Raw genomic sequence first — 24,902 nt, forward strand, 5'->3', positions numbered from 1 at the left:
GACTTCTCTGTGGGGTTTTATTTGATATATAGTTAAAGTTGAAAATATAACAATACTTGTCCGTTAGCATCGTACTTATAAGTCCATTTCGCCTTTGATATTCCAGGCTGAGGAGGTATACCTACAGGATACTCTGCATATTCAATAACTGATTCCTTAGCTCTAAAATTATTTTTTGATAAACTCTTTTCATAAAAATCATCATTGATCAGGTATAATTTCTTAAATGGATTTTTAGCATTGTCAAAATCTGAATACACAGTAGTTGTAAACTGCTTATTCTTGTCTCCTGCCTTTTCTAATGTTTCACTTTTAGAAAGATTATTATTTGAATCAAAATAATACGTGCTAAACAATTCCTGATATCCTCGTTTTGTATATACACTTATTGTATTGGATCCATAGGTATAGGTTCTTGACATTTCCAGTTCGGAGACACCATCATTATACTTATAATACTGTTCAGCCTTAACAGGTCTGTTATTTTGCATCAGATAAGAAGTCATTCTATATCCAGAAGTTGTTCCTGATTCAAGATAATCTACCTGTATCTTATTGTTTGTATAAGTTAACTGAGTAATTACATCAGGATAAAAAAATTGGAAATCCGCTGTTACAGAATAGTTCCTTCCAAGCATTTTCAGCAAATGTCCATTTTCATAGAAAAACCGATAGTATTTTTCAGGACTAGGCAGTGTTTTGCGCTGATCCATCTCAAAAATATACCCTTTATCAGGTTGTAAATCTTCAGTTTGATTTTCAGCTACTGCTTCATCATTTGTACTGCACGAAAATAAACTTAGTGCAAATAAAATATAAAATATTTTTTTCATGGTTATCTAATCGGCTGCAAAAGTAAGAATAAACAACCTAAAAAGAAAATGTATACACATTTCCACCTTCATCCTTCCCTTTCTCATCAGCAATCATTACTGTTTTATCATCAAGAAAAACAATAGCTTCTTTTTGTGAATTATGATTCAATGAAATTTTCTGAATTTTAGCAGAATTGAAATCATTAGCAGTAAAGCCTGTAAGGACATGGATGTTTTTATGCGCCAGCAACACAATTTTATCCTTGGTACTGTTGATCGTAGCTGAAGTAATGGCAGCATCATTATACCCGCCCTGAAGTTTCAATGTTCCTATTAACTTTGCTTCAAAATCACCTTCTTTATTAGGCACCTGGAATACAAGGAAAGTTCCGTCAAAACCTTTGCTCCTGTTTTTTGTGAATAAGTAAAAATTACCATCCATTTCTACAAAAGCTTCACAATCGTACAACAGATTTGATTTTTTGGGAGGAAATTCTGTCTGGCCCTGGTAATGGAATTTTGTTGTCTGAACAACCTTTGTTGTTGTCTGTGTACTGCTGGTAAGATCAGTTTTTAAAATAGCAAGATCGGTTCTGTTATTATCATTATTTCCAAAATCTCCGATATAAATATTTCCTTGAGAATCTGATATGATATCTTCCCAGTCTGTATTTTCAGTATTTTCTACCGGTACTTTTGCCAGCATATCACCTTTATCACTCAGTCCGTATATAGCATTTTTATTTCCTCTGTCTTCTATCACCCAGATTGTTTTCTTATCTTTTGACAAAGTAATTCCGGAAACTTCCTTTAACTTTTTAGGTAGAGAAAACTGGACTTTCAATTCATCCTCATTAGGCGGAGAATTCTGAGCTTTAGGATTGCAGCTCAATAAAAGCAAAGCAGGTAAAATAAGAAAGCGTAACATATTTATTTTTATTTTTTTAATTGAATGTAAGAAGCATTAATTGTTCCAATCGGAAACTATGAAAGTTTTTTTGCCTTTTCCCAAAGAACATCCATTTCTTCCAGAGACATATCTGCCAATTTTAGATCCTGCTCTTCCGCAAGTCCTTCCATCTTTTGAAATCGTGAAATAAACTTCAGGTTGGTTCTTTCTAAAGCAGAATCGGGATTAATTCCTGAAATTCTTGCATAATTGATCAGTGAGAAAAACACATCACCCAGTTCCTGTTCCTTTTTATGAAGATCAGTCTCAGCGTGAAACTCCTGAATCTCTTCATCTACTTTTTTCCAGGCATCCTCAGCATCATGAAATTCAAAACCAATTCCTTTTACTTTATCCTGAATTCTATACGCTTTTACCATACTTGGCAAACTTTTCGGTACTCCGCCCAAAATGGATTTATTTCCTTCCTTGAGTTTTAGTTTTTCCCAATTCTGTTTCACCTCTTCCTCATCTTTCACTTCAACATCTCCATAGATATGAGGATGACGGAAGATCAGCTTTTCATTAAGGGAATTGATGACATCTGCGATATCAAAACTTTCTTTTTCTGAGCCAATTTTAGCATAAAAAACCAAGTGAAGCAGAACATCTCCCAGTTCTTTTTTTATTTCCTGCAAATCGTCCTGTAAAATAGCATCTGAAAGCTCATAGGTTTCTTCAAGGGTAAGATGGCGAAGAGACTCTAAGGTCTGTTTCTGGTCCCACGGACATTTTTCACGCAGATCATCCATGATATCCAGTAATCTTCCGAAGGCCTCTAGTTTCTCCTGTTTCGTATTCATAAGTAATGGGAAATTCAATCTTATACAAATGTAAGGGATATTTCGGGTCTATGGCAAAGGTTGGGGTTGAAAGTTGAGAGATTATAGATGCGTTACAGGGTGCGAGATTCGTCTTCGCGTTCAATGTTTAATGATAAAGACGAAATTTGAACTCAGCAGAAAATTTCCCTAATCCCTAATCCCTAATCCCTAATCCCTGCTACCTATCATCTCCTACCTGCTACCTAAAAACAAAAAGCCTTGCCAGGAAATCCCGACAAGGCTTTGTATTTTTAATTCAGAACTGAATTATCCTTGTTTTCTGTGTGTACTTTTTGGAGCTGATTTTGCAGCTGAAGTAGCTTTTACTTTTGGTGCAGCAGGTTTTTCTGCTTTTGGAGCTTTTTTAGCATCTTTTTCAATGTTTAGCTCTTCTGCAGGCTCTCCATCTAAAGTTTCAGCCTCAGCTTTCACAAAACTTTCAGGAGTAATATATCCCGCTTTATGAAGTACATTGTACCACTGAGCCAATTTTTTGATATCAGAAGCATATACTCTTTCTGTATCATAGTTAGGAAGAGATGCCAACATAAAATCTTTTAGATCTGCATCAGAAGATTTGTGAGAGATTGTTTCTTTATAGTCGTTGTTTTTAGCAATATTTTCAAAAACTTCGAACAAAGGAACTTCTTTCTCAAATGTAAACATGGCAATATTGTCCAATAAACTTACCTGGCTTGAGTTTCCGATACTCACTTTTTTCTTACTGGTAACATCTTCAATGATGAATCCGTTTCTTAATTGAGAAACTAATTTGTAAAGTCCTGGTTTTCCAGAAATTGAAATTATTTTTTCTAACAGCATAATTTTATTTTTTGTAAATTCTGCAATCAGCCCTAAGCTTTTTGCTTTATATTATTTCTTTTATCCTTGTTTAAATTATTTTGGAAATCTCATTTTGTAACCAATATTCACGTCACCCTGAGAGATTTTTGTCAGTTTACCTTTTACCAGTTTCTTCTTCAGAGCACTCAGATGGTCAGTAAACAGTACCCCTTCAATGTGGTCATATTCATGCTGAATTACGCGGGCTCTAATATCGGAAAAAGTTTCTGTATGTTTCACAAAATTTTCGTCATAATATTCAATAACGATTGTGCCTTTTCTTTTTACGTCTTCTCTTATATCCGGAATAGACAGACAGCCTTCATTGAACTTCCATTCTTCACCTGATTCTTCAAGAATTCTGGCATTGATGAATACTTTTTTGAACTCTGCCAACTCATCTTTAATATCTTCATAATCCTCATCTTCAGCAAGAGGAGTCACATCTATTATAAATATACGGATATCTAAACCGATCTGAGGCGCTGCAAGACCTATGCCGTTTGCGCTGTACATCGTTTCAAACATGTTATCTAACAGTTCCTGTAATTCGGGATAGTCTTTGTCTATATCTTTTCCTACTTTTCTCAAAACAGGATCCCCAAAAGCTCTTATCGGTAAAATCATCTTAATCTTTGTTCTAAAAAATTCTGCAATATGATGGTTGCACTTACTTTATCTATTAATCCTTTTTCCTGCCTCTTTTTTTTACTTTTTCCACTTTGGGAAATAAAAAACGAAGCCATTTTGGAAGTAAATCTTTCATCAAAACGATGGACCGCAATATCCGAAAATTCTTTTTTAAATTCTTCAATGAATTTTAAAATATCGGTTTCCACTTCCGAAACGTTTCCTTTCAAATCTATGGGAAGTCCAACGACTACCTCATCTACCTTATTTTCATTGAAATATTTTTTCAAAAATTCCAGTAAAAAACGGTTCTCTACAGTCTCCAGCCCACTGGCTATAATCTGCATATCATCTGTTGCAGCGATACCACAACGAGCCTTTCCGTAGTCAATTGCAAGGATTTGTCCCATAAGTCTGCAAATTTAGTAAAATTTACTGATTTTATTCATAACGCAGTTTTTTTATATAAATCATGTTTTATTCCATTATTTTTTTTATAATTTTAATCTTCCAAAAAACAATTATATGAAGAAACTCATCCTCGTAAGACATGCAAAAAGCGACTGGCCGGAGGAAACGGAGGACTTTGACAGACCATTGGCAGACAAGGGTTTGACAGACGCTATGCACATGTCCAGATTCCTTAAAAACAATAATATTTCCATTGATCACTTTGTGTCCAGCCCTGCGGTACGTGCACTGAATACTTGTAAAATTTTCAATCAGGCCTATCAACTAAACTGTTCTACTGATGAAAAATTGTACAATCCATCGGAAACAAGTTTTGAATCTGTAATCTATGACCTGGATGATACCCTGAATTCTGTTGCTTTTTTCTCTCATAATAATGGAATTTCCAATTTTGCCAATTCCATTTCTGAAGATATTTTCCATTTTCCCACCTGTGGGGTTGCTGGTTTTGAAGTAGACTGTGAATCCTGGTCCGAGTTTGACGGTGCCAAAAAGAAACTTCTTTTCTTTTATGAACCGGGGAAAATATAAATTTACTTCACTATTTTTTTATGCAACGATATTAATCCTCCTTTTCTCCTGTCAGAAACAGAAGAAAACGTACTATGAATCTATTGCACCGAATGATATTAAGCTTTCTTCTTCTCCAAAGCCCGGAAGCTGGCGGTACAATCATGATGAAAAATTTCAGACGTTTGAAGATTTTCAGAAATTAAAAAAAATAAAACCTGAACCTGGAAAAAATACCATTTATCTTCAGCCGATCGGAAATTTTGATGAACTTCAGAAAAGAGAAATAGCACTCACCAAGGAATATTTAAAAATATATTTTCAGCTGGAAATCAAAATACTTCCCGTTTTACCCAACACGATTTTCCATGAAAAAGTCAAAAGAATTTCAAAGGAAGGACAGGAACAGATTCTGGCAGGTTATGTACTGGACAGCATTCTGATCAAAAGAAAACCCAAAGATGCTGTGGTACTGATGGGAATTACTGAGAAAGATCTTTTTCCAAAACCGGAATGGAACTATGTTTTCGGACTAGCATCTTATGAAGATGGTGTAGGGGTAACTTCTATATACAGATTTGCCAATGGTTATTTAACAGACTCCAATTTCAATGAAAGTTTTCTAAGGTTAATAAAGATCAGTTCCCACGAAATCGGGCATATGTTCGGAATCAGCCATTGTCTGAATGCCAACTGTGTGATGAATGGGACCAATTCATTGCCAGAAACTGATTATCATCTTGCAAGAGCCTGCTCGTTATGTCAGAGAAAACTGAATGCAAGTATACAATATGACAATAAGAAAAGATTACTTGAATTAAAAAGTTTCTTTGGGAAACAATATCTCAACACAGAGCTTTCTTTAGCAGAACAAGACCTAAGCCTGCTACAATAAACGATATTTCTTTTACCGTCTGCATATTCCCCTCCTCTGGAGGGGTGGCAAAAAATTTATTTTTTGACGGGGTGGTTAAGTTTCAGCTAAAGCCATTATCATGGTAAAAATGAAAAAACAGCTAAAGCCCGCCCCTATTGAATTACAAAAGCTATCGTTATTTATAAATCTGCGCCATCAGCCAAATCCGCGAGAAAATAATTTTTCTTAGAAACAAAAAAGAACGGATCAATGCCCGTTCTTCATAGAATATCTTTTATACTTTCGCTTTTTATTTTCTCTTCAAATCCAGATCATCAAAATCAAAACTGAAATCTGTCACATCAGAAACCGCCTTTAATTTTGCAGACTCTGCCTTTCCGTTTTCGTCATAACTGAAAATAATATAAGCATCTGCATCATAGCTTCTGTCGTCCCATTTGATAATGAAAGAATTGTTGGAATAAGGAAGCAGTTCTCCTTTTAATCTTGGAGAATTTTTGCATGAAATTCTATAAGTACTTCCCTGTTGTGCAACTTCTACATCACCAAACCATACATCACTGTAAGTTCCTGTAAACTGCTCTGCTTTTGGCTGAAGGGATTTTTCTTTTTTAAATGCTTCAGATTTTGCAAACGCATCTTTCTTTTGTTTGTTGAATTCAGTCTCCATTTTAGACATTCTCTCACCATATGTTTTCAGCCAGTTTCTGTCTGCCACCCCAAGGTAAGAATCTTTCACCGTATTGGTAATGGTATTGAAAGCTGCTCCGGACTGTTGATTCGTTAATACAACAATTCCTAGTTTCATATCCGGAATCAGAGTAAACTGGGTAACCGTCCCTATTAATCCACCCGTATGCTGTATTTGTTTATGTCCTTTAACATCGCTCAGGAACCAGCCTAAACCATATCCGTAGAAGCTTGTATCATATGGATTTTTTGCCGCTACTCTATCAGGGATCTGAAGATTCCAAAGCTGCTGAACATTTTTATCTGAAACTAATTTTTTCCCATCTTTAGTGGTGAAATTGTTTAGCAGACATTCTGCCCAGGTCGTCATATCTTTAATGTTACTCATGATACCCCCTGCAGCATTTCCTGTTTCGTTCCAGTCATGGGGAACGGCAATTGCTTTTCCGTCTACAGGAGCATGTGCGTCAATTTTGTTGGCTGTTGCTTTTGCTCTGTTATAGCTCCCAAAACTTGAAGTCATTCCTACAGGCTTCATGATTCTCTGTTCAATAAATTCGGCCCAGCTTAGTCCGGAAATTCGGTGAATCACTTCTCCGGCAACAATAAACATGATGTTATTGTAATCTAATTTTGTTCTGAAAGGATTTTCTGGTTTCAGATATCTTACATTGTGAACAATATCATTCACTGTTAAGTTTCCTCCTTCCGGAAAAAACATTAAATCTCCCTGTCCAAGACCTAATCCGGCTCTGTGGGTAATAAGATCTTTTATCGTTACATTTTGAGAAACGTAAGGATCGTACATTTGAAATTCAGGAATATATTTTGAAACTTTATCATCCCAGTTCAGTTTTCCTTCATCTGCCAAAATTGCCAATGCTGTACATGTAAAACCTTTAGAATTGGAAGCAATACCTACCAACGTATTATCATCCATAGGCTGTTTGGTCGTAAGAGAACGTACTCCAAAACCTTTGGAATAGATTACTTTTCCATCTTTTATAATTCCTACGGACATTCCCGGTACATCAAACGTTTTCAGGGTATTTTGGATCAGTTCATCCAGCTTTTTTTCTTCAACCTGCGCGTTGGCCAATCCCACGGTCAAAAGAAAAATGAAAAAAGAAAGTTTCTGTTTCATTGTTTATTTTAATTTTCCCAAATTTACTAAATATTAAGTGATGCTAATTTTAGCATTGTTAAAAGTTTACTTATTTTACCGATAAACCCGTTGTATTCATGAAAAAGCCTATCTCTATCTGTATTCTCTCTCTATTTGCTATCAGTTGTATCAAAGCTCAGGACAGAACTTCCAATCCTTTACTTTTACAAACATGGAATCTCAGTAAAATGGATACTTATATTTATACCTACGAAAAACAGGATGGTTTTGAGGCAAGAAGAGAAGGCATCAGATTTCAGAAGAATGGAAAAATTACAGGAAACCTGATTAAATCTACATTAAGATATGATACTTTGGAAGAACCGGTTACTAAAAGTGAAAAACCAGACCGTTACATCGGGAACTGGAAAAAAGCTTCAGATTCTACAGTGACTTTAATATTTCCTTCCAATACCAATATGACTGGCACTTTTGTTATTTCAAAACTTACGGAGAACCAACTGAAACTAAAAAAGGTTTTCAGTGCGGATATAGAAAAGAAAATGGATTCTATCAGGAAAACAAAAAATATCACTGACTGATATTCTTAATTATTTTCGGAGAATAATCAGATCTGATAAGTTGATTAAAGCTTCTTATATTTGCAGTCTTAAAAAAATCAAAAAATGGCAGTAAACAGATTATTGGCTTTCTTCTTACTGATGATAAGCTGTAATTTATATTTTTCTCAGGACGTAACCATCAAAGATGATAAAGTTTTATTGGATGGAAAGCAGATCCTGAAGGCTGAAAAAATCAATGTAGCCCAGTATTCATTTTTTTCCATGAAAGATGATGAAGAGATTCTTCTTTACCGATATATGGATAATGAAACTCCTAGCTATGTAAGCGATGATTATTTTATCCTGAACTTTCTGCCTGAAAAAACAAAAGTAGAATCTACAGATATAGCCAAAATCGCCAATTTTATGAATTCTAAAAAAGGAATGGAAAAGCTGGTAAAATGGTTATTAAAAGAAAGAGTGATCAACCATGACGGAGAACTGAATCCTGATCGTGTAGCGATATTCAAAGATAAATACCACGAAAATATTACAGAAAGAACCCTTAGATAATGACAAAGATCCTTCTCCTTTCCGACTCACATTCTTATATTGATGACAGGATCCTGGAATATGCTTCTCAGGCTGACGAAGTATGGCATTGCGGCGATTTTGGAAACCTTGATGTCATTGAACAACTGGAAAAAATAAAACCTCTGAAGGGAGTGTATGGAAACATTGATGAGGCAAAAATTCAGGCTGAGTTTCCGGAAGTCAACCGTTTCTTTTGTGAAAAGCTGGAGGTCTTGATGATTCATATCGGAGGCTATCCCGGAAAATATACTCCACTTACTAAAAAAGAAATAGCAGAAAAAACTCCGAAATTATTTATTTCAGGACATTCGCATATTTTGAAAGCGATGTATGATGAGAAAAATAACCTGCTGCACCTTAATCCGGGGGCTTGTGGAAAACAGGGCTGGCATAAGGTAAGAACGATGATGCGATTTGTTGTAGATGGTGAAGAAATCAAAGATCTGGAAATTATTGAACTTGGCCCGAGAGTTTGATGGGCGAGAGGTTTTGAGTGTAAAGGAGTTTGTCTTCAATACATTTTACTTTCTACCTTTGTACAAATAATAGATTCAGACAAGTCTTAAAAAAATATGAAAATTGGCGATAAGGTTTCGGTAGTAGATGAAGATTTAAGCGGAGTGGTAACTTCCGTGAAAGGAAATATTGTCGTTTTTAAAGATGAATATGGTTTTACTCACCAGTATGCAAAAGAAAAACTGGTTCCGAAGGATTCGGAGCTTTATGAGAATATCAGAGTGGTAAGAAAAGCGGAGTCTAAAAAAATCATTTCTAAGAAACATCAGAAAAATCATTTGGTTTTAGACCTGCATTTTCATAATTTGGTGAAGAATCCCAGTGACTATGACAGCTTTGAAAGATTGTTTATTCAAAAGGAGAAACTCATTGCAGTGATTGAGTTTTGCAGGAAAAACAACCTGAAGAGACTCGAAATTGTTCATGGTATTGGTGACGGCACCCTGCAGAGGATGGTTCGGGATGTACTGGAAAGCCAGATTAATATTGATTTTTATAATAAGGAAATACTTCACCATCAATCGGGTGCGGTAATGGTAGAATTTCACTAAATTTGCAGCAATTGAAATATGAACGTACTTAATTTACTTTTTACCAAAGACGGATTGATCTGCCAGATTGTTAAAAACAAAAACATTCTGGAGGAAAAGTCTTATTTCGTTACTGAAGAGACACCAGCCGATCTTATTGAGCAAAAGCTGGACGAAGTTCTTATTAAGCAGCGCTATGATGAGATCCAGGTGATTTCGGCATTTAATCATTTTACCCTGATGCCTGAAGGTTTTTCCGAGCATGAAGCAGGATTTGATCTGATTGCCTTCAATGCCCCTACCGACAGAGAGAAGGAAGAACTGATGCTTTCTATCAACAAAAAATTCAATATCCAGTTTTATTATACTTTCCCGAAAAACTACTATAAGAAAATAAAGGAGCTGGCGATACCGGTTCATTTTAATTTCTCCGGAGAAAAGTTTCTGAGTTCAATCAATAATAAAAACAGCAAGGAAATTCACATCAATCTTTATCACAATCAATGTGAGTTTTTTGCGATAGACAATAAAAAAATCATTCTTTATAATAGCCTGGATGTGAATTCAGAAGTAGATTTTCTTTACTTCATTATGTTTACATTGAGCAAGATAGGCTTTGGAATCAATGAAACCAGCTTTTATGCTTATGGAGAAACTACGGAGAATGAAACATTCATCTCTGAACTTCAGAAATTTGTTAAAAACCTAAAAATTGTTTTTGACAATATTCCAAACAAAAATTTTATACTTAACTAGATTGCAGACCACAGGTAATAGGGATTAGATTCCGGACATATTACCCGCCACCTATAATCTTTTACCTAAAACCTTAACAAAAATATGTTCAGAATAATATCAGGCAAATGGAAAGCCAAAAAAATTGCCGCTCCTAAAAACTTTGATGTAAGGCCTACCACCGATTTTGCGAAAGAGGCTTTATTCAGTATCCTGGAAAACAAATATGATATGCAGTCTATTGCTGTCCTTGATCTGTTTGCAGGAATTGGCTCTATTACCTTCGAATTTGCTTCCAGAGGATGTAAGAGTGTAACTTCCGTAGAAATGAATCCGAAACATACCTCTTTTATCAATTCTACAGCTTCTGAACTTGACATGTCACTTCAGATCAATGTACAAAGAGATGATGTCTTCGACTGGCTGAAAAAATTCAGAAATAAAAAGTCATTTGAAATTGTTTTCTCTGATGCTCCTTTTGAAATGGAAGAGAAAAAGTATTACGAAATGATTTCTTTGGTTTTAAACAATAAATACCTTAAAGAAAACGGAGTCCTTATTGTAGAACACCAAAGCCGTATGAAAATTGATCATCCCAATTTTATAGAAACCCGAAAATACGGAAACGTAAGTTTTAGTTTTTTTGAACCCAATAAACAAGATAATCAGGAACTTTAATTCCTGATTATTTTTTTTGATATTACCGGGGCTTCTTCACCCCATTTTGTAATAGCTTCCAAAACCGGCAATAAAGTTTTTCCAAAATCTGTTAACTCATACTCAACAACCAAAGGAGGCTTTTCTGTAAAAACAGTTCGGTTTATAATCCCGTCTTCCTCCAGCTGCTTAAGTTGCAGGCTTAAGGTTCTTTCTGTAATGGTAGGAATAGATTTCCTTAATTCATTATATCTTTTGGCTCCATCAATTAAATGATGCAGAATTACTGCTTTCCATTTTCCTCCTATAAACCTCATGGTTACGCTCGTACAGCAAGGATAGGATTTATTATCTACTGTATACATTTATACTATCATTTTTTACCGTTATTGCAAAGTTATTAAACTTAAATTAATTTTGTAACTATAAAAATGATAGTATAAAATTATGAACTTTTTAGACAAAATGAAAAAAAGGTATACTGTAAAAAAGTATAACCCTCAAGGAAAAATCAGTGAAGAACAAATTGCAGTACTTCAGGAGATTTTAAATTTAAGCCCTTCATCCATCAACAGCCAGCCATGGAATTTTATTTTTGTAAATGATCCGGAACTGAAAAAACAGTTGGGTGACAAGTCTTACTTTAATAAAGAAAAAGTTTTGGATAGCAGCCATGTCATCATCTTCCAGGTGATCAAAAACATAGAAAACTTTGAAAAACAAATTGAAGAAAATCTTCCGGAAGGCTCTGTTAATTATTACCGGACTATGGTAAAGCCCAAAGGAGACGATGCCATAAAATCATGGTTAGGGCATCAGGTATATTTATCATTGGGAGTACTTTTGTCTGCCTGTGCAGCAATGGGAATAGACTCTACTCCTATGGAGGGAATTGAACCTGAAGGATATGATGCTATTCTGAAAAATGAAAAATATGAAACATTATTCGCGGTAGCTATTGGGGAAAGAGATGAAACAGATGCCAATCAGCCAAAGTTTAATCCAAAGAAAAGACTGAATGCTGAAAAAGTAATTGTAGAGGCCTAATTTTAAACACAAATATTACAAATTATTTTCACAAAGAACACTCATAAAAAAGTCTGCTTCACTACGAGGCAGACTTTTTATTTATAATACTTTCAATTCTAAATCAATTGTTTTTCCGAAGAACTTCTTAGAGATCTTTTCAAAATTCTTGGTAAGATCAGAAAGGTAGAAATGATAATTCGGTTTGTGATTGTTATCATTTAAAAGGTTGTATTTATCCAGAATAATCTTCAGATGATTGGCTACAATATTCGGAGAGTCTATGACACGAACTCTGTTTCCGTAATACTGTTTAATTTCATCTATTAAAAGAGGATAATGAGTACAGCCCAAAATGAGCGTTTCAATATTCTTTAATTTGCTATTGCTTAAATAATTATAAATAATAGCATGGGTAATAGGATGGTTTTTAAATCCTTCTTCAATAGCAGGAACCAGCAATGGTGTTGCCAATTCATCTACTTTGATCCATTTATTATGCTTTCGGATACTCTTTTTATAAAGCCCGGAATTCACAGTAGCTTTGGTCGCAATAACCCCTACATTATTATGGATCTCGTAGGATACTTTTTCAGCCACGGGATTGATAACATCTATGACAGGAACTTTTCCCGCTACAGACTGCATCACTTCATTTAAAGCATTAGCCGTTGCCGTATTACAGGCAATCACAATCGCTTTACAGTTCTGTTCCAGCAGAAAATTGGTGATCTTTGTAGAATATTCAATGATGGCTTCCCTGGATTTTTCTCCATAAGGAAGGTGCTTTGTATCTCCAAAGTAAATCAGATCTTCATTTGGCAGAAGTCTTTTGATTTCTTTGGCAACGGTAAGGCCTCCCACCCCGCTGTCGAAAATTCCGATAGGCTGGCTTGGTGAAAGATGTGAATAATCTTGTTTTTTAGTTTTCAAATGAACTGAAATTTTATACAAAAATAGTGAATTTTATGGCATATCTGTATATATAGAAACATTATACAATAAACAAATCCGAAGCAATTCCGTCTGCCATAAACCAATGTTTCTCAGGAATTTTTAAATGGTCGTTTTCAATGATTAAAATACCTTCTTCAATTTTCGTTTTGATTTCTCTCTGAAAATGCTCCAGTAATCTCTCTGAAAATTTATTTTTTAAGCTCGTAAGATCCACACCCCAGATGGTACGCAAGCCAATCATGATCATTTCATTGAACTGATCTTCCTTAGAAAGAATTTCTTCTTCTTTGGCTAATAATTTATCATTAAGCTTTTTAATGTATTGCTGGTTATTGGCTACATTCCAGCTTCTGACATCAAATCCGTTATAAGAATGTGCCGAAGGTCCTATTCCCAGATATTCCTGATATTTCCAATAGGAAGAATTGTGGCGGGAGTAGAATCCTGGTTTGGCGAAATTAGATACTTCATAATGTTCAAAGCCGTTATCTTTTAAAAAGTCAGATAAGTAGTAAAATTCTCTGTTCTGTTCTTCTTCTTTAGGACTTTTTACTTTTCCTTTTGAAATCCAGTTTTCTAAAGCTGTTTTGGGTTCTACTGTCAAAGCATAAGACGAAATATGAGGAACTTCCAATGCTATTGTTTTGTTCAGGTTTTCTTTCCAGATCTCAAGATTAGAGGTTGGTGAGCCGTAGATCAGATCAATACTCAGGTTTTCAAAGCCAAAATCCTGTGCCCTTTTGATAGAACCTTCTGCCTCGGAAGCAGTGTGGGCTCTGTTCATTAGTTTTAAATCTTCTTCAAAAAAACTTTGGGTACCAATAGACAGTCTGTTCACCGGTGTTCCGGCTAATTGTTTTAAAAAGCTTTTATCCAGATCATCCGGATTGGCTTCCAGAGTAATTTCAATATCTTTTTCAAAACTGAAATACCGTAATGCTTCATCAATTAAGGAATTGATTTCGTCCACGGAAAGAATAGAAGGGGTTCCTCCGCCAAAATACAGGGATTTCAGAGTTCTGTTCTGTAGTTCATCTTTTCTGAGCATCAGTTCAGTTTTCATTGCCCGAAGCATCTCATCCTTAAAATTCAGGGATGTTGAAAAGTGAAAATTGCAATAACTGCATTTTTGTTTACAGAACGGAATGTGAATATATATCATAAAAAAAGCTCTGAAATTTTTCAGAGCTCAAATTTATTTAAATTAAATTGATTAGTATCTAAATCCTCTAACATTAATAAAGTTGTCAAAGTTATAACCAAGACCAATCATGAAGCTGTTTCCACCATAGCTTTGGATATCAGATATTCCAAGGTTATAAGTAGCGCCGATCATGAATTTGTTGAATCTCACTTTTACAATTGGAGAGATACTCAGGTTCTGATTATCAAATCTGTTCTGAACCGTTCTGTAGCTTACCCCGAAAGAGAATGCGTTGATATCATTAGAGAAAGTCGCCATTAGGTTCCAGTCGATCATTCTCGTTGAGTTTGTATTCAGGTTGATCAATGCTGAAGGTGCAATTGTAATATTATCAGCAATGTTCCAGTTATATCCTAAGTTTAAGAAGAATTTAATTGGAGAAGGCTCGTAGTTGTTTACGATAGAAGCATCATTACTTAATGCAATATCATTTACGGAAACACCCCCGAATAGTCCTCTATAGGTAGCTGCCAAACCGAAGTTTGCATACACCATGAAGATATTACTTTCTTCACCTCTCAATAACGGGTCACCTCCTTCCTCAGTATTAATTTTAGAATAATCAAAGTTCATGTTATAGAAGTTAACACTTGTACCGAAAGAGAACTGGTCTTTTCTATCTCCTTCACTACTAAGAGGAATAAAATAGGAAGCACCTGCTGTAATTCCCCCTGCAGAAATAGGTCCGTTGCTATCTCTGAATACGGAGATACCAGCACCTACTCTATCAAAGATATTCGCATTAATCCCGATTGACTGTACATTCGGAGAATTGTTGAACTTTGAAAATTGTTGTTGATAATTGGCGTTGAGCTGTACGTAATCTGTTTTTCCGTATTGAGCTGGGTTGAACAGGAACTCACCATCCAAAAGATATTGCTGATAGTATGGTAGTGATTCTTGTGCTTTGTATGCATTTGACAAAAGAGCTAAACATACGATAGCATATAGTTTTCTCATAACAAATCTTGATTTCAATTCAACAAATATAAAAAAATTCTCAATATATTTTTAGTTTTCCAAATAATTTCTCCATTTTTTTACAGCATCCGCCATATCTTTGGGCATTGGGCTCTCAAAATATAATTCCTTTTTAGTCGTTGGGTGTATAAATCCGAGGGTATGAGCATGAAGCGCATGTCTTGGCAAAATTTCAAAAACATTTTTAATAAATTGCTTATATTTTGGAAGATTGACCCCTCTTAACGGAGTGTGGCCTTCATATCTTTCATCATTAAACAAAGTATGGCCAATATGTCTGAAATGCGCCCTGATCTGATGCGTTCTTCCCGTCTCAAGTTTACATTCTATCCATGTCATGTATTTGAATCTTTCAAGGACTTTATAATGGGTTACTGCATGTTTCCCCTGGCTGCCATCTTCATAGACAGACATCTGCATTCTGTTTTTAGGATGTCTTCCGATATGACCTTTGATGGTACCTTCTTCATCCTGTAGGTTTCCCCACACAAAAGCCCAATACAATCTTTTGGTAGTTCTGTTGAAAAATTGTTTCGCCAGAAAGCTTAATGCATACTCATTTTTGGCAATCACCAGCAGTCCGGAGGTATCTTTATCAATCCTGTGAACAAGTCCTACCCTGTCAAGATCAGACTTTGCTCCATTCTTTTCAAAATGAAAAGCCAGTGCATTCACCAATGTACCGTCCCAGTTTCCGAATCCCGGATGCACTACCATTCCCGGTTCCTTATCCACTACAACAAGATCATCATCTTCATAAATGATATTTACAGGGATATCCTGCGGAATAATGACATTCTCTCTTGGAGGATGGGTAAGCAGTACAGAAATCTGATCTCCCGGCTTCACACGGTAATTCTGTTTTACCGGAGCTCCGTTCACTACAACATTTCCGGCTCTGCAGGTCTGCGAAATTTTATTCCTTGAAGAATTTTGTCTGTGGATCAAAAGGAATTTATCAATTCTTAATGGGTCCTGTTTGCTGTCAACAGTGATATTAAGATGCTCATACAATCCTTTATTTTCCTCATCAATATCGATATTTTCAATACTGTTGGAATCTAATAATTCTTCATCTAAAAAATCTTCGTTATCTTCTGACATTGTTTTATATTTTTTACACAAAAGGCTTCAACATTTTGCAGTTGAAGCCAGTATTTTTTATAATAATTTGATCTTATTCTACGACTACTTTCTTAGCTTTCGGCTTTTGAGCAGGCTGTTGTGTAGTTGTTGAAGCAGCTGGTTTCGCTGTAGCAGAGGCAGCAGTAGAAGTTTTAGGCTTCTCTGTTCCTGAAGCAGCAGGTTTAGAAGTTGTTGTCTGAGTCTTAGGCGTCTCAGCTTTTGGTACTTCAGGCTTCGGAGTTTCTCTTCTAGGTGCAGGTACTACAGGAGCACTATAACTAGGCTCGTCATGTTGTACTTCTTCATATCGCACCGGAGGCAGTGAAGTATCTACTTTCATACGGTAGATAGAATTCAGCTGTTCTACTTTCGCTCTTAGTTCTGCCGGAGTTTTTTTACTGGCCCAAAGGTCAATCTGCATTCCCTGGTCACGAACATCTCCTGAAGCAGGATCCTGATAATAAATAATATCAGATTCGTCTTTGCTGCCATCTTCATGTTCTACCAATCCAACCTCAAACATACTTTTTGCAATAACTGCTCTTGCTTCTTTTACAGAAAGTCCCACTACATTAGGAATAGAAATATTTCTCATAGGACCAGAACCTACCACTACGTCGATTATGGAGAATCTAGGTAAACGTGCTCCCGGATTTACAGCATTTCCTTTATATAAAATACGCAAAAGCGCATCCTTCTGAATACTTGGTTCATAAATAGTATCACCAATCTTAAGACCTACCTGATCCAGTCTCTGGAATGCCAGCCCTGAATATTTATTGATAACATCAGGAACTGCAATTGGAGCCCATGTTCTAGGGTTTACAGTAAGATGCACAGTTCTCCCATCCTTTACACGGGAACCCGGTGCAGGATAAACCTGAAGAACCTGAAACGGTCTGTATTTAGGATTATAGTTGGCACTGTCTACCTCATATTCCAATCCTGTATCATCTAAAATTTTAACAGCATCATGTATAGATTTATTAACTATATTAGGAACAGGTATTTCCTGACCATGATTTGTATGGTGTTCCAACCAGCGAAATGTGAGCCATACCAACCCTGCAAAAACACCGATGGCTATTACTAAATTCAGTAAAACTTTCCAATTGAAAAGTGATTTAAGCATACTTAAAAATACTTTAATTATAACCGCAAATATAGCTAATAATTTTAGAATGGACTTTTTATTTAACACAATTCATTTTTGATCTTAAAATTTGCCGATTTCCCATATTGCATTACATAAAATGTTTAAATTTGCCCTAATTGATACTATATGGTTATGAACAAAAAAAGTGTTGCCGTAGTAATGGGAGGCTATTCTGATGAATATGTCGTTTCTTTAAAAAGCGGACAATTGATTTATGATTCTTTAGACAGAAATCTCTATGACGTATATAAAGTAGTAGTCCTTAAAGATGAATGGTATTTTTTAGGAGAAAATGATAAAAAATACGAAATCAACAGAGGTGATTTTTCTGTAACTTTAGACAATGGAGAAACCTTAAAATTTGATGCCTGCTTCAATATCATCCATGGAACTCCGGGAGAAAACGGAATTCTTCAGGCGTACTGGGATGCCATAGGTCAAAAATATACAGGCTGTGGTTTTTACCAGAGTGCTCTTACTTTCAATAAAAAAGATACCCTTGCCGTATTATCAAAGTACGGAATTCCCTCTGCGAAAAGTATTTATTTAAGAAAAGGTGAAGACATCAATGTTGATAAAATTATATCAGAATTAAATCTTCCTGTATTTGTAAAACCAAACCAATCCGGATCTTCTCTGGGAATTTCCAAAGTAAAAGAAAAATCTGAACTGATTGCCGCTACTGAAATTGCATTCAAGGAAGATGATGAAATCCTGATTGAAAGTTTCCTTGACGGTATGGAAGTATCTGTAGGAGTTATTGATTTTAAAGGAGAAACTGTCGTTTTAGGAATTACAGAAATTGTTCCTACCAATGAGTTTTTCGATTATGAAGCAAAATATGAAGGGGCTTCGGAAGAAATTACACCGGCAAGAATTGACGAAGAAACCACAAAAAGAGTGGAAGAAATAGCTAAAAGAGCATACAATTCATTAGGAATGAGCGGATTTTCAAGAAGTGAATTCATTTTGATGGACGGGATTCCTTATATGCTTGAAATGAATACCAATCCGGGATTCTCTCCTGCAAGTATTCTTCCTCAACAGGCAAGACACTATGGAATTTCCATTATGGATCTTTGTGGAAATGAAGTTGAAAAAGCTTTAAATAAATAAAATAGAAGTTAGAAATCATCTGTTAGAAGCTAAGTCAAAATTGATAACAGATAATTCACAAGTCAAAATTATAACTCGTACAACATGAAAATTGCTGTTTTCCCTGGGTCATTTGACCCGATTACACTAGGACATTACGACATTATAGAAAGAGCGGCACCGCTATTTGATAAATTAATCATCGCCATTGGACAGAATTCTCAGAAGAAATATATGTTCCCTCTTGAAAAAAGAATGGAATTTATCCAGAATTCCGTAGCAGAATTTCCCAATGTGGAAGTAGATTCATTCGAGGGCTTAACGGTAGATTACTGTTTTGAAAAAAATGCTCAGTACATTATCAGAGGATTAAGAAACCCAGCCGATTTTGAATTTGAAAAAGCGATTGCCCATACGAACAGAACTTTAGCCCACAAAAAACTGGAAACAGTATTCTTACTGACCTCTTCAGGAAAATCTTTCATCAGCAGCAGCATCGTCAGGGAAATCATCACCCACGGCGGCGAATATGAACTGATGGTTCCGGACTCGGTGAGAGTGGAGAAATAAATATAAGTAATGAGCAATAAGTAATGAGTAATTTTGATAGGATAGATTTTAACCAAATTTTTCGGGAAAGAACCAAAAGTTTCTCTATTGCTATCATTAGAACACTTTCTTTATTACCTTATTCGGATGATATTTCAATAATAAGAAAACAAATTATCAGATCTGCAACTTCTGTGGCCGCCAATTACCGGGCAGTATCCAGAGCTAGATCGGAGAAAGAAAAATTTGCTAAAATGTGTATAGTAGTTGAAGAAATTGATGAAACTCAACTTTGGCTTGAAATTATTGAAGAATTAGAATATGTAAATCCGGAAAAAATTCTACATTTAAAGACAGAATGCGAAGAACTTGTAAAAGTTATGACCACATATAAGTTTAAATTATCTCAAATTTAAATGGCATAATTTTTATTACTCATTGCTCATTACTTATCATTCATAATTTATGCACGAACAGTTCAATTTTGCAATAGAAGTCCTGGGGACCATTGCCTTTTCCATGTCGGGAAGTTTTGCAGCCATGCAGAAACGGCTTGATCCTTTCGGGGTACTTATTATTGCATTTGTAACTTCTGTGGGAGGCGGAACTGTAAGAGACCTGCTGCTTGATATTCCCGTATTCTGGATGCATGATATTCTGATGTGTACCCTGATTCTGGTGACCAGTATTTTTTCAATGGTCTTCAAGTCTCTTGAAAAGAATTTTAAGGTAACTTTATTTATCTTCGACAGCTTTGGGCTTGGATTATTTACCATTATCGGAGTTCAGAAAGGCTTAAATGCAGGCATCCATCCTATGATCTGTATTGCATTAGGAACCATTACAGGTTGTTTCGGGGGTATTATCCGGGATATATTGCTCAACAGAATTCCATTGATTTTCAGAAAGGAAATTTATGCCACAGCATGTATTATGGGTGGAGCAGTATTCTTATTGATGACAAAATACACTCTCCTTTCCTACACATTTGTACAGATTCTCACCATCCTTCTTATTGTGGCTATCCGAACACTTGCTGTAAAATACCATTGGCAAATGCCTAAATTTTATGGGTATGATCATAATAATTCGGAAATGTAATTTAGTGAGAAACTTACTTATCACCATTCTGTTACTTTCTTTATACTCCTGCAAACATGAAAGTAAATTTGACTTGAATAAAGATCTTTATCATTTTTCAGAAAGAATGGAAAACGGAGATACTATCAAAATAAAGACTGATCTTTCAGCCTGCATGTTCTTTGCATTTGAAGTTTATACTTTTACAAAACAGAATGACACTCTTTTTCTGGAGAAATATTCTGAAGAATCATCACATGATAAAAGCAGCCAAACGTTACCCAAAATAATCTACAAAGTAAAAGCTGGTGATCCTTTATCTTTTGAAAATTACCTTAAATTCCTGAATAAAGAAGATAAACCATATGAGAAAGGAGATTTTCCATTGGTAACTGTAACTTATAAAAACCAGAGCCGTAAATTTTATGATGATGGACTTCGGGATAAATTTATGAAGTATGACAGTTTATTTACCGTAAGGGAAAATATTTATCCAAAAGATACATTTTTTAAACAGAAAGCACCACCTCCTCCCATTATAAAAAACAAAAAGTCCTGATTTCTCAGGACTTTTATATTGATATCGGAAATTCCTTAGAATTTTCCTCTCTGTCTCATATTTGGATTATGCATATGTTTCTGCATAGTTGGCATTTTCAACTGATCTTTCATCATCTTGATCTGATCAGTCATCATACCTGCACTGTCTAGTCTCTTTGCTTCTTCCAACAACTTCTGCCCTTCCTGTCTTCTTCCTTTAGAAATAGCTGCTGCTGCAAGATTTAAAGTAGCCATCGCTCTGTCATGCTTCATATTCAAACCATAGTCCAAAGCTTTCTTCATGAAAGGTTCTACTTTTGCAGGGTGATCCTGAGCTTGTGTCAATCCAGATAAATAGTGGAAATATCCGTACTGTGTTTTATGAAGCTGTCCTTTATAGTCTGTTATTTTGGATAACCATTCTCCGGCTTTCTCCATATTTTGTTTTCTCAATTGCCAGAATGCCAAAAGTATATACTCATTTTTAAAGAAAAGAGCGATAGGAAATGCAGCTAAAAGAAAAACAACAATCCCCCATCCTAGATTTCTGGTGAAAATCATCAAATAAAGTCCTGCAAGGATAAGAAGTGCTGCTATTACAATTTTTATGTATTTATTCATTATTAAATTTTAGAAGTGCAAAGATAATAAATTTAAGGTTTAATGTTCAAAAAGTCAATGGTGAATGGTCAATTTTTCGTACCTGCCAAAAAATTCACTATTCACTTTGCGAAGCAAAATTGATTGGTGATTCCTAAGCTTCTTTTTTAATTCTTTCAAATGTCTGGAAGCAGAAATCATAGCCGTTCTTCTCATCTTTTTCGTGACAGATTTCGCCTACTTTTTTCCATATTTTCTGATCTATTTTCGGAAAGAAGGTATCTGCTTCAAGGTCTGCTTTCACCAAAGTAACTTCAAGTCGGTCTACAACATCCATAGTCTGTTCATAGATATTTCCTCCACCAATAACGAAAACTTCTTCGTCAATCTTTTTAGCAAATTTCAATGCTTCCTTGATGCTTCCTACAATAAGGACTCCTTCCTCAAACCAGTCTTTCTTTCTAGAAACAACAATGTTGGTACGGTTCGGAAGAGCTTTCCCAATACTTTCATATGTTTTTCTTCCCATTATAATAGGATGTCCTGAAGTAATATCTTTAAAATGTTTTAGATCTTTAGGAAGATGCCAAAGCAACTGATTTTCAAAACCAATTTCATTTTTCTCTCCCATTGCCACCACTATTGTTGTCATTCAAATAATTTTTTACAAAATTAGCACATAATTTGTATATTTGGTTAGCACAAAAAATTTAAAAAAATAAACTATGAAAAATAAAGGATGTTTGGGCGCTGGAACAATTGGTATTGCCCTCCTTATTATTGTTGCTGTTCTATTCTTCTGGGGAAAAAGCGGATATAATAACTTCGTAACCAAAGAACAGACGGTCAACACAAAATGGTCTAATGTAGAGACTGTGTATCAGAAAAGAGCGAATCTTATTCCTAACCTGGAAAGAACTGTAAAATCGTATTCAAAATTTGAACAGGAAACTTTAACGCAGGTTGTGGAAGCACGTTCTAAAGCAACTTCTATCAACATTGATCCTACAAACATGACTGAGGCTGATATTGCTAAATTCCAGGCAGCACAGGGTGAATTATCCGGAGCATTGAGCCGATTGATGGCTGTAGTGGAGTCTTATCCTAATTTAAAAGCAGACCAGCAGTATATTAACTTCCAAAGAGAATATACCGCTATCGAAAACAGCATCAGAACAGAAACTGTTTATTACAACGAAGCTGCACAGGATTACAACACTTCTATCAAGACTTTCCCAAATAATATTTTGGCAAATTTCACCAACTTTAAAGAAAAACCTTATTTCAAAGCTGACGCAGGAGCTCAGAAAGCCCCTGAAGTATTCAAATAAATAATGGGTAATTTCCTAACAAATCAACAGATCGCTTCCCTTGTGGAAGCGATTCAATCTGCGGAAGATCATTCTACAGGAGAGATCAGGGTACATATTGATTCCAATACGGACAACCGTGATGCCAAGACAGCATTTGAGGTTTTCAAAAAACTTAATATGGACAAAACCGCTGAAAGGAATGCTGTTCTTTTCCATGTCAATTTCGAACAGAAATATCTGACCATCATTGGAGATATCGGAATTCATGAAAAGGTAAAACAATCTTACTGGGATCATCTTCACGACTATATTACTGCGGGATTTGCCAAAGGACATTATTATCAGGCTCTGAAAAGTGCCATCCTGGAAACAGGGCTTGAACTCAAAAAACATTTTCCTGTAGAAGGAGAAAATCCAAACCAACTCTCAAATGAAATTACGTTCTCTTAAAATAGTATTTTCATTTTTATTGCTTTGCTTTTACACATTTGTATCAGCACAATATACTATTCCTGAAAAGCCAGCTGTTCTTTATCCTGTTTTTGATGAAGCCAATCTGCTTTCTCAGCAGGAAAAAGATGCCCTGAACAATAAACTGATCAAATTTGCAGATACTACCTCAACGGAAATTGAAGTAGTAATCATCCGTTCTACCAAAGGAGAGGATGTCAACTTTCTGGCAACTATGTTCGGGCAGAAATGGAAAATCGGAAAAAAAGGAGTGGATAACGGTGTTGTTTTCCTTATCGCAACAGAAGACAGAACAATGTCTATTCAGCAGGGACGTGCCGTAGAACAATACCTTACCGCTTCAGTAGCAGGACAGATCTTAGATTATATTGTAACCCCCAACTTCAAGAAGGGGCTTTGGTATGATGGGATCAATGGAGGAACCTCAGCCATTATGGAGGCTGTACAGGGGAAATTCAAACCTGTGGCAACCACGGCTCCTTCCGGTAATGGAAGCGCCTTTAAAGTTCTGATTATTGCTTTCGTTATTTTCATCATTATTGCCATACTTTTCGGTAACAGAGGAGGTGGACGTGGTGGAAATAATGACGATGATGACGATGTAATCATCACAAGAAAAGGACGCAGAAACTATCCTGATGGTTTCTTCCCATTCCCTGGCAGCTTCGGAGGAGGTGGCTTTGGCGGTGGAAGTTCCGGCGGCGGCGGTGGCGGAGGATTTGGTGGCTTCGGCGGTGGCGGAAGTTTCGGCGGCGGCGGTGCATCCGGAGGTTGGTAAATCAGTCAATCATTTTCAGATACATAAACAGATCAGGTCATCACGACCTGATTTTTTATTTAAAAAGCTAAAATAGCATGATTTTTTTATCTTTTCTTAACGTTAAATTGATTTTTACATATTAAAAAGTTAACAAAAGCATCAAAAAACCATCTTTTATTCAATATTTTTTACTATATTTACTGAAAACAGGAGTATGAAGAAGACGCTGGTAGTATTTGCACACCCTTATCTGGAGCACTCCAATTCGAATGTAGAGCTCATCAATTTCTACGTTCGCCATCAGCATTATACCTTAAGAGATCTTTACGAAGAATATCCTGACTTTCATATTGCCGCTTTCAGAGAAAGAAAGCGTCTTAAAAATTACGAACGCTTTGTTTTCCAGTTCCCCCTGATTTGGTTTGGAATGCCTCCTCTTCTCAGATTATGGATTGATGAAGTTTTCGACAGAGACTGGCTGAAAGAAGGTGAGCACAATCCCCTGGAAGGAAAAGAAGTCTATATCCTGATAACCACCGGTGGAAAAGAAAGATCTTTCACTAAAACCGGTACCTATCAATATACAATTGATGAACTGATCAGCGGACTGATTGTTTCCTTGAAAGTTTTCAAAGCAGATATCAAGCACATCAAGATCGTATACGAGGCCAATAAGTTGTCTAAAAAAGAAATTATCCTGCATAAAAAAGAATTTACAGAACTCCTCAATCAATAG

33 protein-coding genes are annotated in these 24,902 nt (G+C 35.7%); 18 read left to right on the top strand and 15 right to left on the bottom strand.

Annotated elements, in window-relative coordinates; all coding sequences use genetic code 11:
- Nucleotides 1–32: 32 nt before the first annotated feature.
- The 6 genes from AC57AW_RS03430 to ruvX all read right to left on the bottom strand — a co-directional run bounded on the left by AC57AW_RS03430 (nt 33) and on the right by ruvX (nt 4,471).
- Nucleotides 33–833 carry a hypothetical protein gene (locus AC57AW_RS03430; RefSeq protein ID WP_496350829.1) on the bottom strand — a complete coding sequence of 267 codons (801 nt, stop codon included), beginning with the start codon at nt 831–833 and terminating at the stop codon, nt 33–35.
- Nucleotides 834–870: 37 nt separating this feature from the next.
- Nucleotides 871–1,743, bottom strand: coding sequence for an SdiA-regulated domain-containing protein (locus AC57AW_RS03435; RefSeq protein WP_496350830.1), 873 nt, complete (start codon nt 1,741–1,743; stop codon nt 871–873).
- A gap of 56 nt (nt 1,744–1,799) precedes the next feature.
- Nucleotides 1,800–2,567, bottom strand: a complete 768-nt coding sequence (mazG, locus tag AC57AW_RS03440; RefSeq protein WP_318848587.1) for a nucleoside triphosphate pyrophosphohydrolase — start codon at nt 2,565–2,567, stop codon at nt 1,800–1,802.
- A gap of 288 nt (nt 2,568–2,855) precedes the next feature.
- Nucleotides 2,856–3,410, bottom strand: a complete 555-nt coding sequence (locus AC57AW_RS03445; protein WP_496350831.1) for a DUF5606 family protein — start codon at nt 3,408–3,410, stop codon at nt 2,856–2,858.
- Nucleotides 3,411–3,485: 75 nt separating this feature from the next.
- Nucleotides 3,486–4,058, bottom strand: a complete 573-nt coding sequence (gene def / locus AC57AW_RS03450) for a peptide deformylase (protein ID WP_318848585.1) — start codon at nt 4,056–4,058, stop codon at nt 3,486–3,488.
- Nucleotides 4,055–4,471 carry a Holliday junction resolvase RuvX gene (gene ruvX / locus AC57AW_RS03455; RefSeq protein ID WP_318848584.1) on the bottom strand — a complete coding sequence of 139 codons (417 nt, stop codon included), beginning with the start codon at nt 4,469–4,471 and terminating at the stop codon, nt 4,055–4,057. Before ruvX ends, def begins: the two co-directional genes overlap by 4 nt.
- 115 nt (nt 4,472–4,586) lie before the next feature.
- Between ruvX and AC57AW_RS03460 the strand changes: the two genes are divergently transcribed.
- Both AC57AW_RS03460 and AC57AW_RS03465 read left to right on the top strand, forming a co-directional pair.
- Nucleotides 4,587–5,063 carry a SixA phosphatase family protein gene (locus AC57AW_RS03460; RefSeq protein ID WP_318848583.1) on the top strand — a complete coding sequence of 159 codons (477 nt, stop codon included), beginning with the start codon at nt 4,587–4,589 and terminating at the stop codon, nt 5,061–5,063.
- The gene (locus tag AC57AW_RS03465) at nt 5,044–5,937 is read left to right on the top strand and encodes a Zn-dependent protease (protein ID WP_496350832.1); all 894 of its coding nucleotides are present in this window, start codon (nt 5,044–5,046) and stop codon (nt 5,935–5,937) included. The genes AC57AW_RS03460 and AC57AW_RS03465 overlap by 20 nt, the downstream gene beginning before the upstream one ends.
- Nucleotides 5,938–6,208: 271 nt before the next feature.
- Here the strand turns inward: AC57AW_RS03465 and AC57AW_RS03470 are convergent, their stop codons facing one another.
- Nucleotides 6,209–7,753, bottom strand: coding sequence for a serine hydrolase (locus AC57AW_RS03470; protein ID WP_496350833.1), 1,545 nt, complete (start codon nt 7,751–7,753; stop codon nt 6,209–6,211).
- Between the two features lie 98 nt (nt 7,754–7,851).
- Here AC57AW_RS03470 and AC57AW_RS03475 point away from each other — a divergent pair, with 98 nt between their 5' ends.
- From AC57AW_RS03475 to rsmD, 6 genes are all read left to right on the top strand, one after another.
- Nucleotides 7,852–8,316 (top strand): hypothetical protein, encoded by a 465-nt coding sequence (locus AC57AW_RS03475; protein WP_496350834.1) that lies wholly within the window; start codon nt 7,852–7,854, stop codon nt 8,314–8,316.
- An 84-nt stretch (nt 8,317–8,400) separates the two neighbouring features.
- Complete coding sequence (locus AC57AW_RS03480) at nt 8,401–8,850, top strand: hypothetical protein (protein ID WP_309434000.1); 450 nt, start codon at nt 8,401–8,403, stop codon at nt 8,848–8,850.
- Nucleotides 8,850–9,347 (top strand): metallophosphoesterase family protein, encoded by a 498-nt coding sequence (locus AC57AW_RS03485; protein ID WP_318848578.1) that lies wholly within the window; start codon nt 8,850–8,852, stop codon nt 9,345–9,347. The genes AC57AW_RS03480 and AC57AW_RS03485 overlap by 1 nt, the downstream gene beginning before the upstream one ends.
- 96 nt (nt 9,348–9,443) lie before the next feature.
- Nucleotides 9,444–9,938 (top strand): DUF8465 domain-containing protein, encoded by a 495-nt coding sequence (locus tag AC57AW_RS03490; RefSeq protein WP_496350835.1) that lies wholly within the window; start codon nt 9,444–9,446, stop codon nt 9,936–9,938.
- A gap of 18 nt (nt 9,939–9,956) precedes the next feature.
- Nucleotides 9,957–10,673 carry a DUF3822 family protein gene (locus tag AC57AW_RS03495; protein ID WP_318848576.1) on the top strand — a complete coding sequence of 239 codons (717 nt, stop codon included), beginning with the start codon at nt 9,957–9,959 and terminating at the stop codon, nt 10,671–10,673.
- A gap of 84 nt (nt 10,674–10,757) precedes the next feature.
- Nucleotides 10,758–11,330 carry a 16S rRNA (guanine(966)-N(2))-methyltransferase RsmD gene (gene rsmD, locus AC57AW_RS03500; protein ID WP_318848575.1) on the top strand — a complete coding sequence of 191 codons (573 nt, stop codon included), beginning with the start codon at nt 10,758–10,760 and terminating at the stop codon, nt 11,328–11,330.
- Here the strand turns inward: rsmD and AC57AW_RS03505 are convergent.
- Complete coding sequence (locus AC57AW_RS03505) at nt 11,327–11,674, bottom strand: winged helix-turn-helix transcriptional regulator (RefSeq protein WP_318848574.1); 348 nt, start codon at nt 11,672–11,674, stop codon at nt 11,327–11,329. The genes rsmD and AC57AW_RS03505 overlap by 4 nt on opposite strands.
- Nucleotides 11,675–11,756: 82 nt before the next feature.
- Here AC57AW_RS03505 and AC57AW_RS03510 point away from each other — a divergent pair, with 82 nt between their 5' ends.
- Nucleotides 11,757–12,356, top strand: a complete 600-nt coding sequence (locus tag AC57AW_RS03510; protein WP_496350836.1) for a nitroreductase family protein — start codon at nt 11,757–11,759, stop codon at nt 12,354–12,356.
- Between the two features lie 81 nt (nt 12,357–12,437).
- Here AC57AW_RS03510 and murI read toward each other — a convergent pair whose 3' ends face one another.
- The 5 genes from murI to AC57AW_RS03535 all read right to left on the bottom strand — a co-directional run bounded on the left by murI (nt 12,438) and on the right by AC57AW_RS03535 (nt 17,734).
- Nucleotides 12,438–13,268, bottom strand: a complete 831-nt coding sequence (gene murI, locus AC57AW_RS03515) for a glutamate racemase (RefSeq protein WP_426477153.1) — start codon at nt 13,266–13,268, stop codon at nt 12,438–12,440.
- Between the two features lie 61 nt (nt 13,269–13,329).
- Nucleotides 13,330–14,454: a radical SAM family heme chaperone HemW gene (gene hemW / locus AC57AW_RS03520; RefSeq protein WP_496350837.1), complete on the bottom strand. Its 1,125-nt coding sequence runs from the start codon at nt 14,452–14,454 to the stop codon at nt 13,330–13,332.
- A gap of 51 nt (nt 14,455–14,505) precedes the next feature.
- Nucleotides 14,506–15,456 (bottom strand): PorP/SprF family type IX secretion system membrane protein, encoded by a 951-nt coding sequence (locus tag AC57AW_RS03525; RefSeq protein ID WP_318848570.1) that lies wholly within the window; start codon nt 15,454–15,456, stop codon nt 14,506–14,508.
- 51 nt (nt 15,457–15,507) lie between these two features.
- Nucleotides 15,508–16,581, bottom strand: a complete 1,074-nt coding sequence (locus AC57AW_RS03530; RefSeq protein WP_496350838.1) for an RluA family pseudouridine synthase — start codon at nt 16,579–16,581, stop codon at nt 15,508–15,510.
- A 73-nt stretch (nt 16,582–16,654) separates the two neighbouring features.
- The gene (locus AC57AW_RS03535) at nt 16,655–17,734 is read right to left on the bottom strand and encodes a PASTA domain-containing protein (protein WP_496350839.1); all 1,080 of its coding nucleotides are present in this window, start codon (nt 17,732–17,734) and stop codon (nt 16,655–16,657) included.
- A gap of 156 nt (nt 17,735–17,890) precedes the next feature.
- On the opposite strand from AC57AW_RS03535, the gene AC57AW_RS03540 reads away from it, so the two are divergent.
- The 5 genes from AC57AW_RS03540 (at nt 17,891) to AC57AW_RS03560 (ending at nt 21,041) form a co-directional block, all read left to right on the top strand.
- Nucleotides 17,891–18,874: a D-alanine--D-alanine ligase gene (locus tag AC57AW_RS03540; RefSeq protein WP_496350840.1), complete on the top strand. Its 984-nt coding sequence runs from the start codon at nt 17,891–17,893 to the stop codon at nt 18,872–18,874.
- Between the two features lie 84 nt (nt 18,875–18,958).
- Nucleotides 18,959–19,423, top strand: a complete 465-nt coding sequence (gene coaD, locus AC57AW_RS03545) for a pantetheine-phosphate adenylyltransferase (protein WP_076356137.1) — start codon at nt 18,959–18,961, stop codon at nt 19,421–19,423.
- Between the two features lie 23 nt (nt 19,424–19,446).
- Nucleotides 19,447–19,818: a four helix bundle protein gene (locus AC57AW_RS03550; protein ID WP_496350841.1), complete on the top strand. Its 372-nt coding sequence runs from the start codon at nt 19,447–19,449 to the stop codon at nt 19,816–19,818.
- Nucleotides 19,819–19,867: 49 nt separating this feature from the next.
- Nucleotides 19,868–20,503, top strand: a complete 636-nt coding sequence (locus AC57AW_RS03555; RefSeq protein WP_318848566.1) for a trimeric intracellular cation channel family protein — start codon at nt 19,868–19,870, stop codon at nt 20,501–20,503.
- Between the two features lie 4 nt (nt 20,504–20,507).
- Complete coding sequence (locus AC57AW_RS03560; protein WP_496350842.1) at nt 20,508–21,041, top strand: hypothetical protein; 534 nt, start codon at nt 20,508–20,510, stop codon at nt 21,039–21,041.
- 35 nt (nt 21,042–21,076) lie between these two features.
- On the opposite strand, the gene AC57AW_RS03565 is transcribed toward AC57AW_RS03560, so the two are convergent.
- A complete protein-coding gene (locus AC57AW_RS03565; protein WP_496350843.1) occupies nt 21,077–21,643 on the bottom strand; it encodes a DUF2892 domain-containing protein in 567 nt (188 codons plus the stop codon).
- 133 nt (nt 21,644–21,776) lie between these two features.
- Complete coding sequence (locus tag AC57AW_RS03570; protein WP_318848563.1) at nt 21,777–22,274, bottom strand: dihydrofolate reductase; 498 nt, start codon at nt 22,272–22,274, stop codon at nt 21,777–21,779.
- Nucleotides 22,275–22,347: 73 nt separating this feature from the next.
- On the opposite strand from AC57AW_RS03570, the gene AC57AW_RS03575 reads away from it, so the two are divergent.
- From AC57AW_RS03575 to AC57AW_RS03590, 4 genes are all read left to right on the top strand, one after another.
- The gene (locus AC57AW_RS03575; protein WP_047377718.1) at nt 22,348–22,953 is read left to right on the top strand and encodes a LemA family protein; all 606 of its coding nucleotides are present in this window, start codon (nt 22,348–22,350) and stop codon (nt 22,951–22,953) included.
- A gap of 3 nt (nt 22,954–22,956) precedes the next feature.
- Entirely contained in the window at nt 22,957–23,385 is a 429-nt protein-coding gene (locus tag AC57AW_RS03580; RefSeq protein ID WP_318848561.1) for a TPM domain-containing protein, read from the top strand.
- A complete protein-coding gene (locus tag AC57AW_RS03585) occupies nt 23,366–24,184 on the top strand; it encodes a TPM domain-containing protein (RefSeq protein WP_496350844.1) in 819 nt (272 codons plus the stop codon). Before AC57AW_RS03580 ends, AC57AW_RS03585 begins: the two co-directional genes overlap by 20 nt.
- A 196-nt stretch (nt 24,185–24,380) precedes the next feature.
- Nucleotides 24,381–24,902: an NAD(P)H-dependent oxidoreductase gene (locus AC57AW_RS03590; protein WP_318848559.1), complete on the top strand. Its 522-nt coding sequence runs from the start codon at nt 24,381–24,383 to the stop codon at nt 24,900–24,902.

Source organism: Chryseobacterium sp. BGA-UO-ETr-SB22 (assembly GCF_059567885.1).

What these genes read in the sequence shown, in the direction of transcription:
- AC57AW_RS03430 (WP_496350829.1), bottom strand. Translation starts at nt 833, where the DNA reads ATGAAAAAAATATTTTATATTTTATTTGCACTAAGTTTATTTTCGTGC.
- AC57AW_RS03435 (WP_496350830.1), bottom strand. Translation starts at nt 1,743, where the DNA reads ATGTTACGCTTTCTTATTTTACCTGCTTTGCTTTTATTGAGCTGCAAT.
- mazG (WP_318848587.1), bottom strand. Translation starts at nt 2,567, where the DNA reads ATGAATACGAAACAGGAGAAACTAGAGGCCTTCGGAAGATTACTGGAT.
- AC57AW_RS03445 (WP_496350831.1), bottom strand. Translation starts at nt 3,410, where the DNA reads ATGCTGTTAGAAAAAATAATTTCAATTTCTGGAAAACCAGGACTTTAC.
- def (WP_318848585.1), bottom strand. Translation starts at nt 4,058, where the DNA reads ATGATTTTACCGATAAGAGCTTTTGGGGATCCTGTTTTGAGAAAAGTA.
- ruvX (WP_318848584.1), bottom strand. Translation starts at nt 4,471, where the DNA reads ATGGGACAAATCCTTGCAATTGACTACGGAAAGGCTCGTTGTGGTATC.
- AC57AW_RS03460 (WP_318848583.1), top strand. Translation starts at nt 4,587, where the DNA reads ATGAAGAAACTCATCCTCGTAAGACATGCAAAAAGCGACTGGCCGGAG.
- AC57AW_RS03465 (WP_496350832.1), top strand. Translation starts at nt 5,044, where the DNA reads ATGAACCGGGGAAAATATAAATTTACTTCACTATTTTTTTATGCAACG.
- AC57AW_RS03470 (WP_496350833.1), bottom strand. Translation starts at nt 7,753, where the DNA reads ATGAAACAGAAACTTTCTTTTTTCATTTTTCTTTTGACCGTGGGATTG.
- AC57AW_RS03475 (WP_496350834.1), top strand. Translation starts at nt 7,852, where the DNA reads ATGAAAAAGCCTATCTCTATCTGTATTCTCTCTCTATTTGCTATCAGT.
- AC57AW_RS03480 (WP_309434000.1), top strand. Translation starts at nt 8,401, where the DNA reads ATGGCAGTAAACAGATTATTGGCTTTCTTCTTACTGATGATAAGCTGT.
- AC57AW_RS03485 (WP_318848578.1), top strand. Translation starts at nt 8,850, where the DNA reads ATGACAAAGATCCTTCTCCTTTCCGACTCACATTCTTATATTGATGAC.
- AC57AW_RS03490 (WP_496350835.1), top strand. Translation starts at nt 9,444, where the DNA reads ATGAAAATTGGCGATAAGGTTTCGGTAGTAGATGAAGATTTAAGCGGA.
- AC57AW_RS03495 (WP_318848576.1), top strand. Translation starts at nt 9,957, where the DNA reads ATGAACGTACTTAATTTACTTTTTACCAAAGACGGATTGATCTGCCAG.
- rsmD (WP_318848575.1), top strand. Translation starts at nt 10,758, where the DNA reads ATGTTCAGAATAATATCAGGCAAATGGAAAGCCAAAAAAATTGCCGCT.
- AC57AW_RS03505 (WP_318848574.1), bottom strand. Translation starts at nt 11,674, where the DNA reads ATGTATACAGTAGATAATAAATCCTATCCTTGCTGTACGAGCGTAACC.
- AC57AW_RS03510 (WP_496350836.1), top strand. Translation starts at nt 11,757, where the DNA reads ATGAACTTTTTAGACAAAATGAAAAAAAGGTATACTGTAAAAAAGTAT.
- hemW (WP_496350837.1), bottom strand. Translation starts at nt 14,454, where the DNA reads ATGATATATATTCACATTCCGTTCTGTAAACAAAAATGCAGTTATTGC.
- AC57AW_RS03525 (WP_318848570.1), bottom strand. Translation starts at nt 15,456, where the DNA reads ATGAGAAAACTATATGCTATCGTATGTTTAGCTCTTTTGTCAAATGCA.
- AC57AW_RS03530 (WP_496350838.1), bottom strand. Translation starts at nt 16,581, where the DNA reads ATGTCAGAAGATAACGAAGATTTTTTAGATGAAGAATTATTAGATTCC.
- AC57AW_RS03535 (WP_496350839.1), bottom strand. Translation starts at nt 17,734, where the DNA reads ATGCTTAAATCACTTTTCAATTGGAAAGTTTTACTGAATTTAGTAATA.
- AC57AW_RS03540 (WP_496350840.1), top strand. Translation starts at nt 17,891, where the DNA reads ATGAACAAAAAAAGTGTTGCCGTAGTAATGGGAGGCTATTCTGATGAA.
- coaD (WP_076356137.1), top strand. Translation starts at nt 18,959, where the DNA reads ATGAAAATTGCTGTTTTCCCTGGGTCATTTGACCCGATTACACTAGGA.
- AC57AW_RS03550 (WP_496350841.1), top strand. Translation starts at nt 19,447, where the DNA reads ATGAGTAATTTTGATAGGATAGATTTTAACCAAATTTTTCGGGAAAGA.
- AC57AW_RS03555 (WP_318848566.1), top strand. Translation starts at nt 19,868, where the DNA reads ATGCACGAACAGTTCAATTTTGCAATAGAAGTCCTGGGGACCATTGCC.
- AC57AW_RS03565 (WP_496350843.1), bottom strand. Translation starts at nt 21,643, where the DNA reads ATGAATAAATACATAAAAATTGTAATAGCAGCACTTCTTATCCTTGCA.
- AC57AW_RS03570 (WP_318848563.1), bottom strand. Translation starts at nt 22,274, where the DNA reads ATGACAACAATAGTGGTGGCAATGGGAGAGAAAAATGAAATTGGTTTT.
- AC57AW_RS03575 (WP_047377718.1), top strand. Translation starts at nt 22,348, where the DNA reads ATGAAAAATAAAGGATGTTTGGGCGCTGGAACAATTGGTATTGCCCTC.
- AC57AW_RS03580 (WP_318848561.1), top strand. Translation starts at nt 22,957, where the DNA reads ATGGGTAATTTCCTAACAAATCAACAGATCGCTTCCCTTGTGGAAGCG.
- AC57AW_RS03585 (WP_496350844.1), top strand. Translation starts at nt 23,366, where the DNA reads ATGAAATTACGTTCTCTTAAAATAGTATTTTCATTTTTATTGCTTTGC.
- AC57AW_RS03590 (WP_318848559.1), top strand. Translation starts at nt 24,381, where the DNA reads ATGAAGAAGACGCTGGTAGTATTTGCACACCCTTATCTGGAGCACTCC.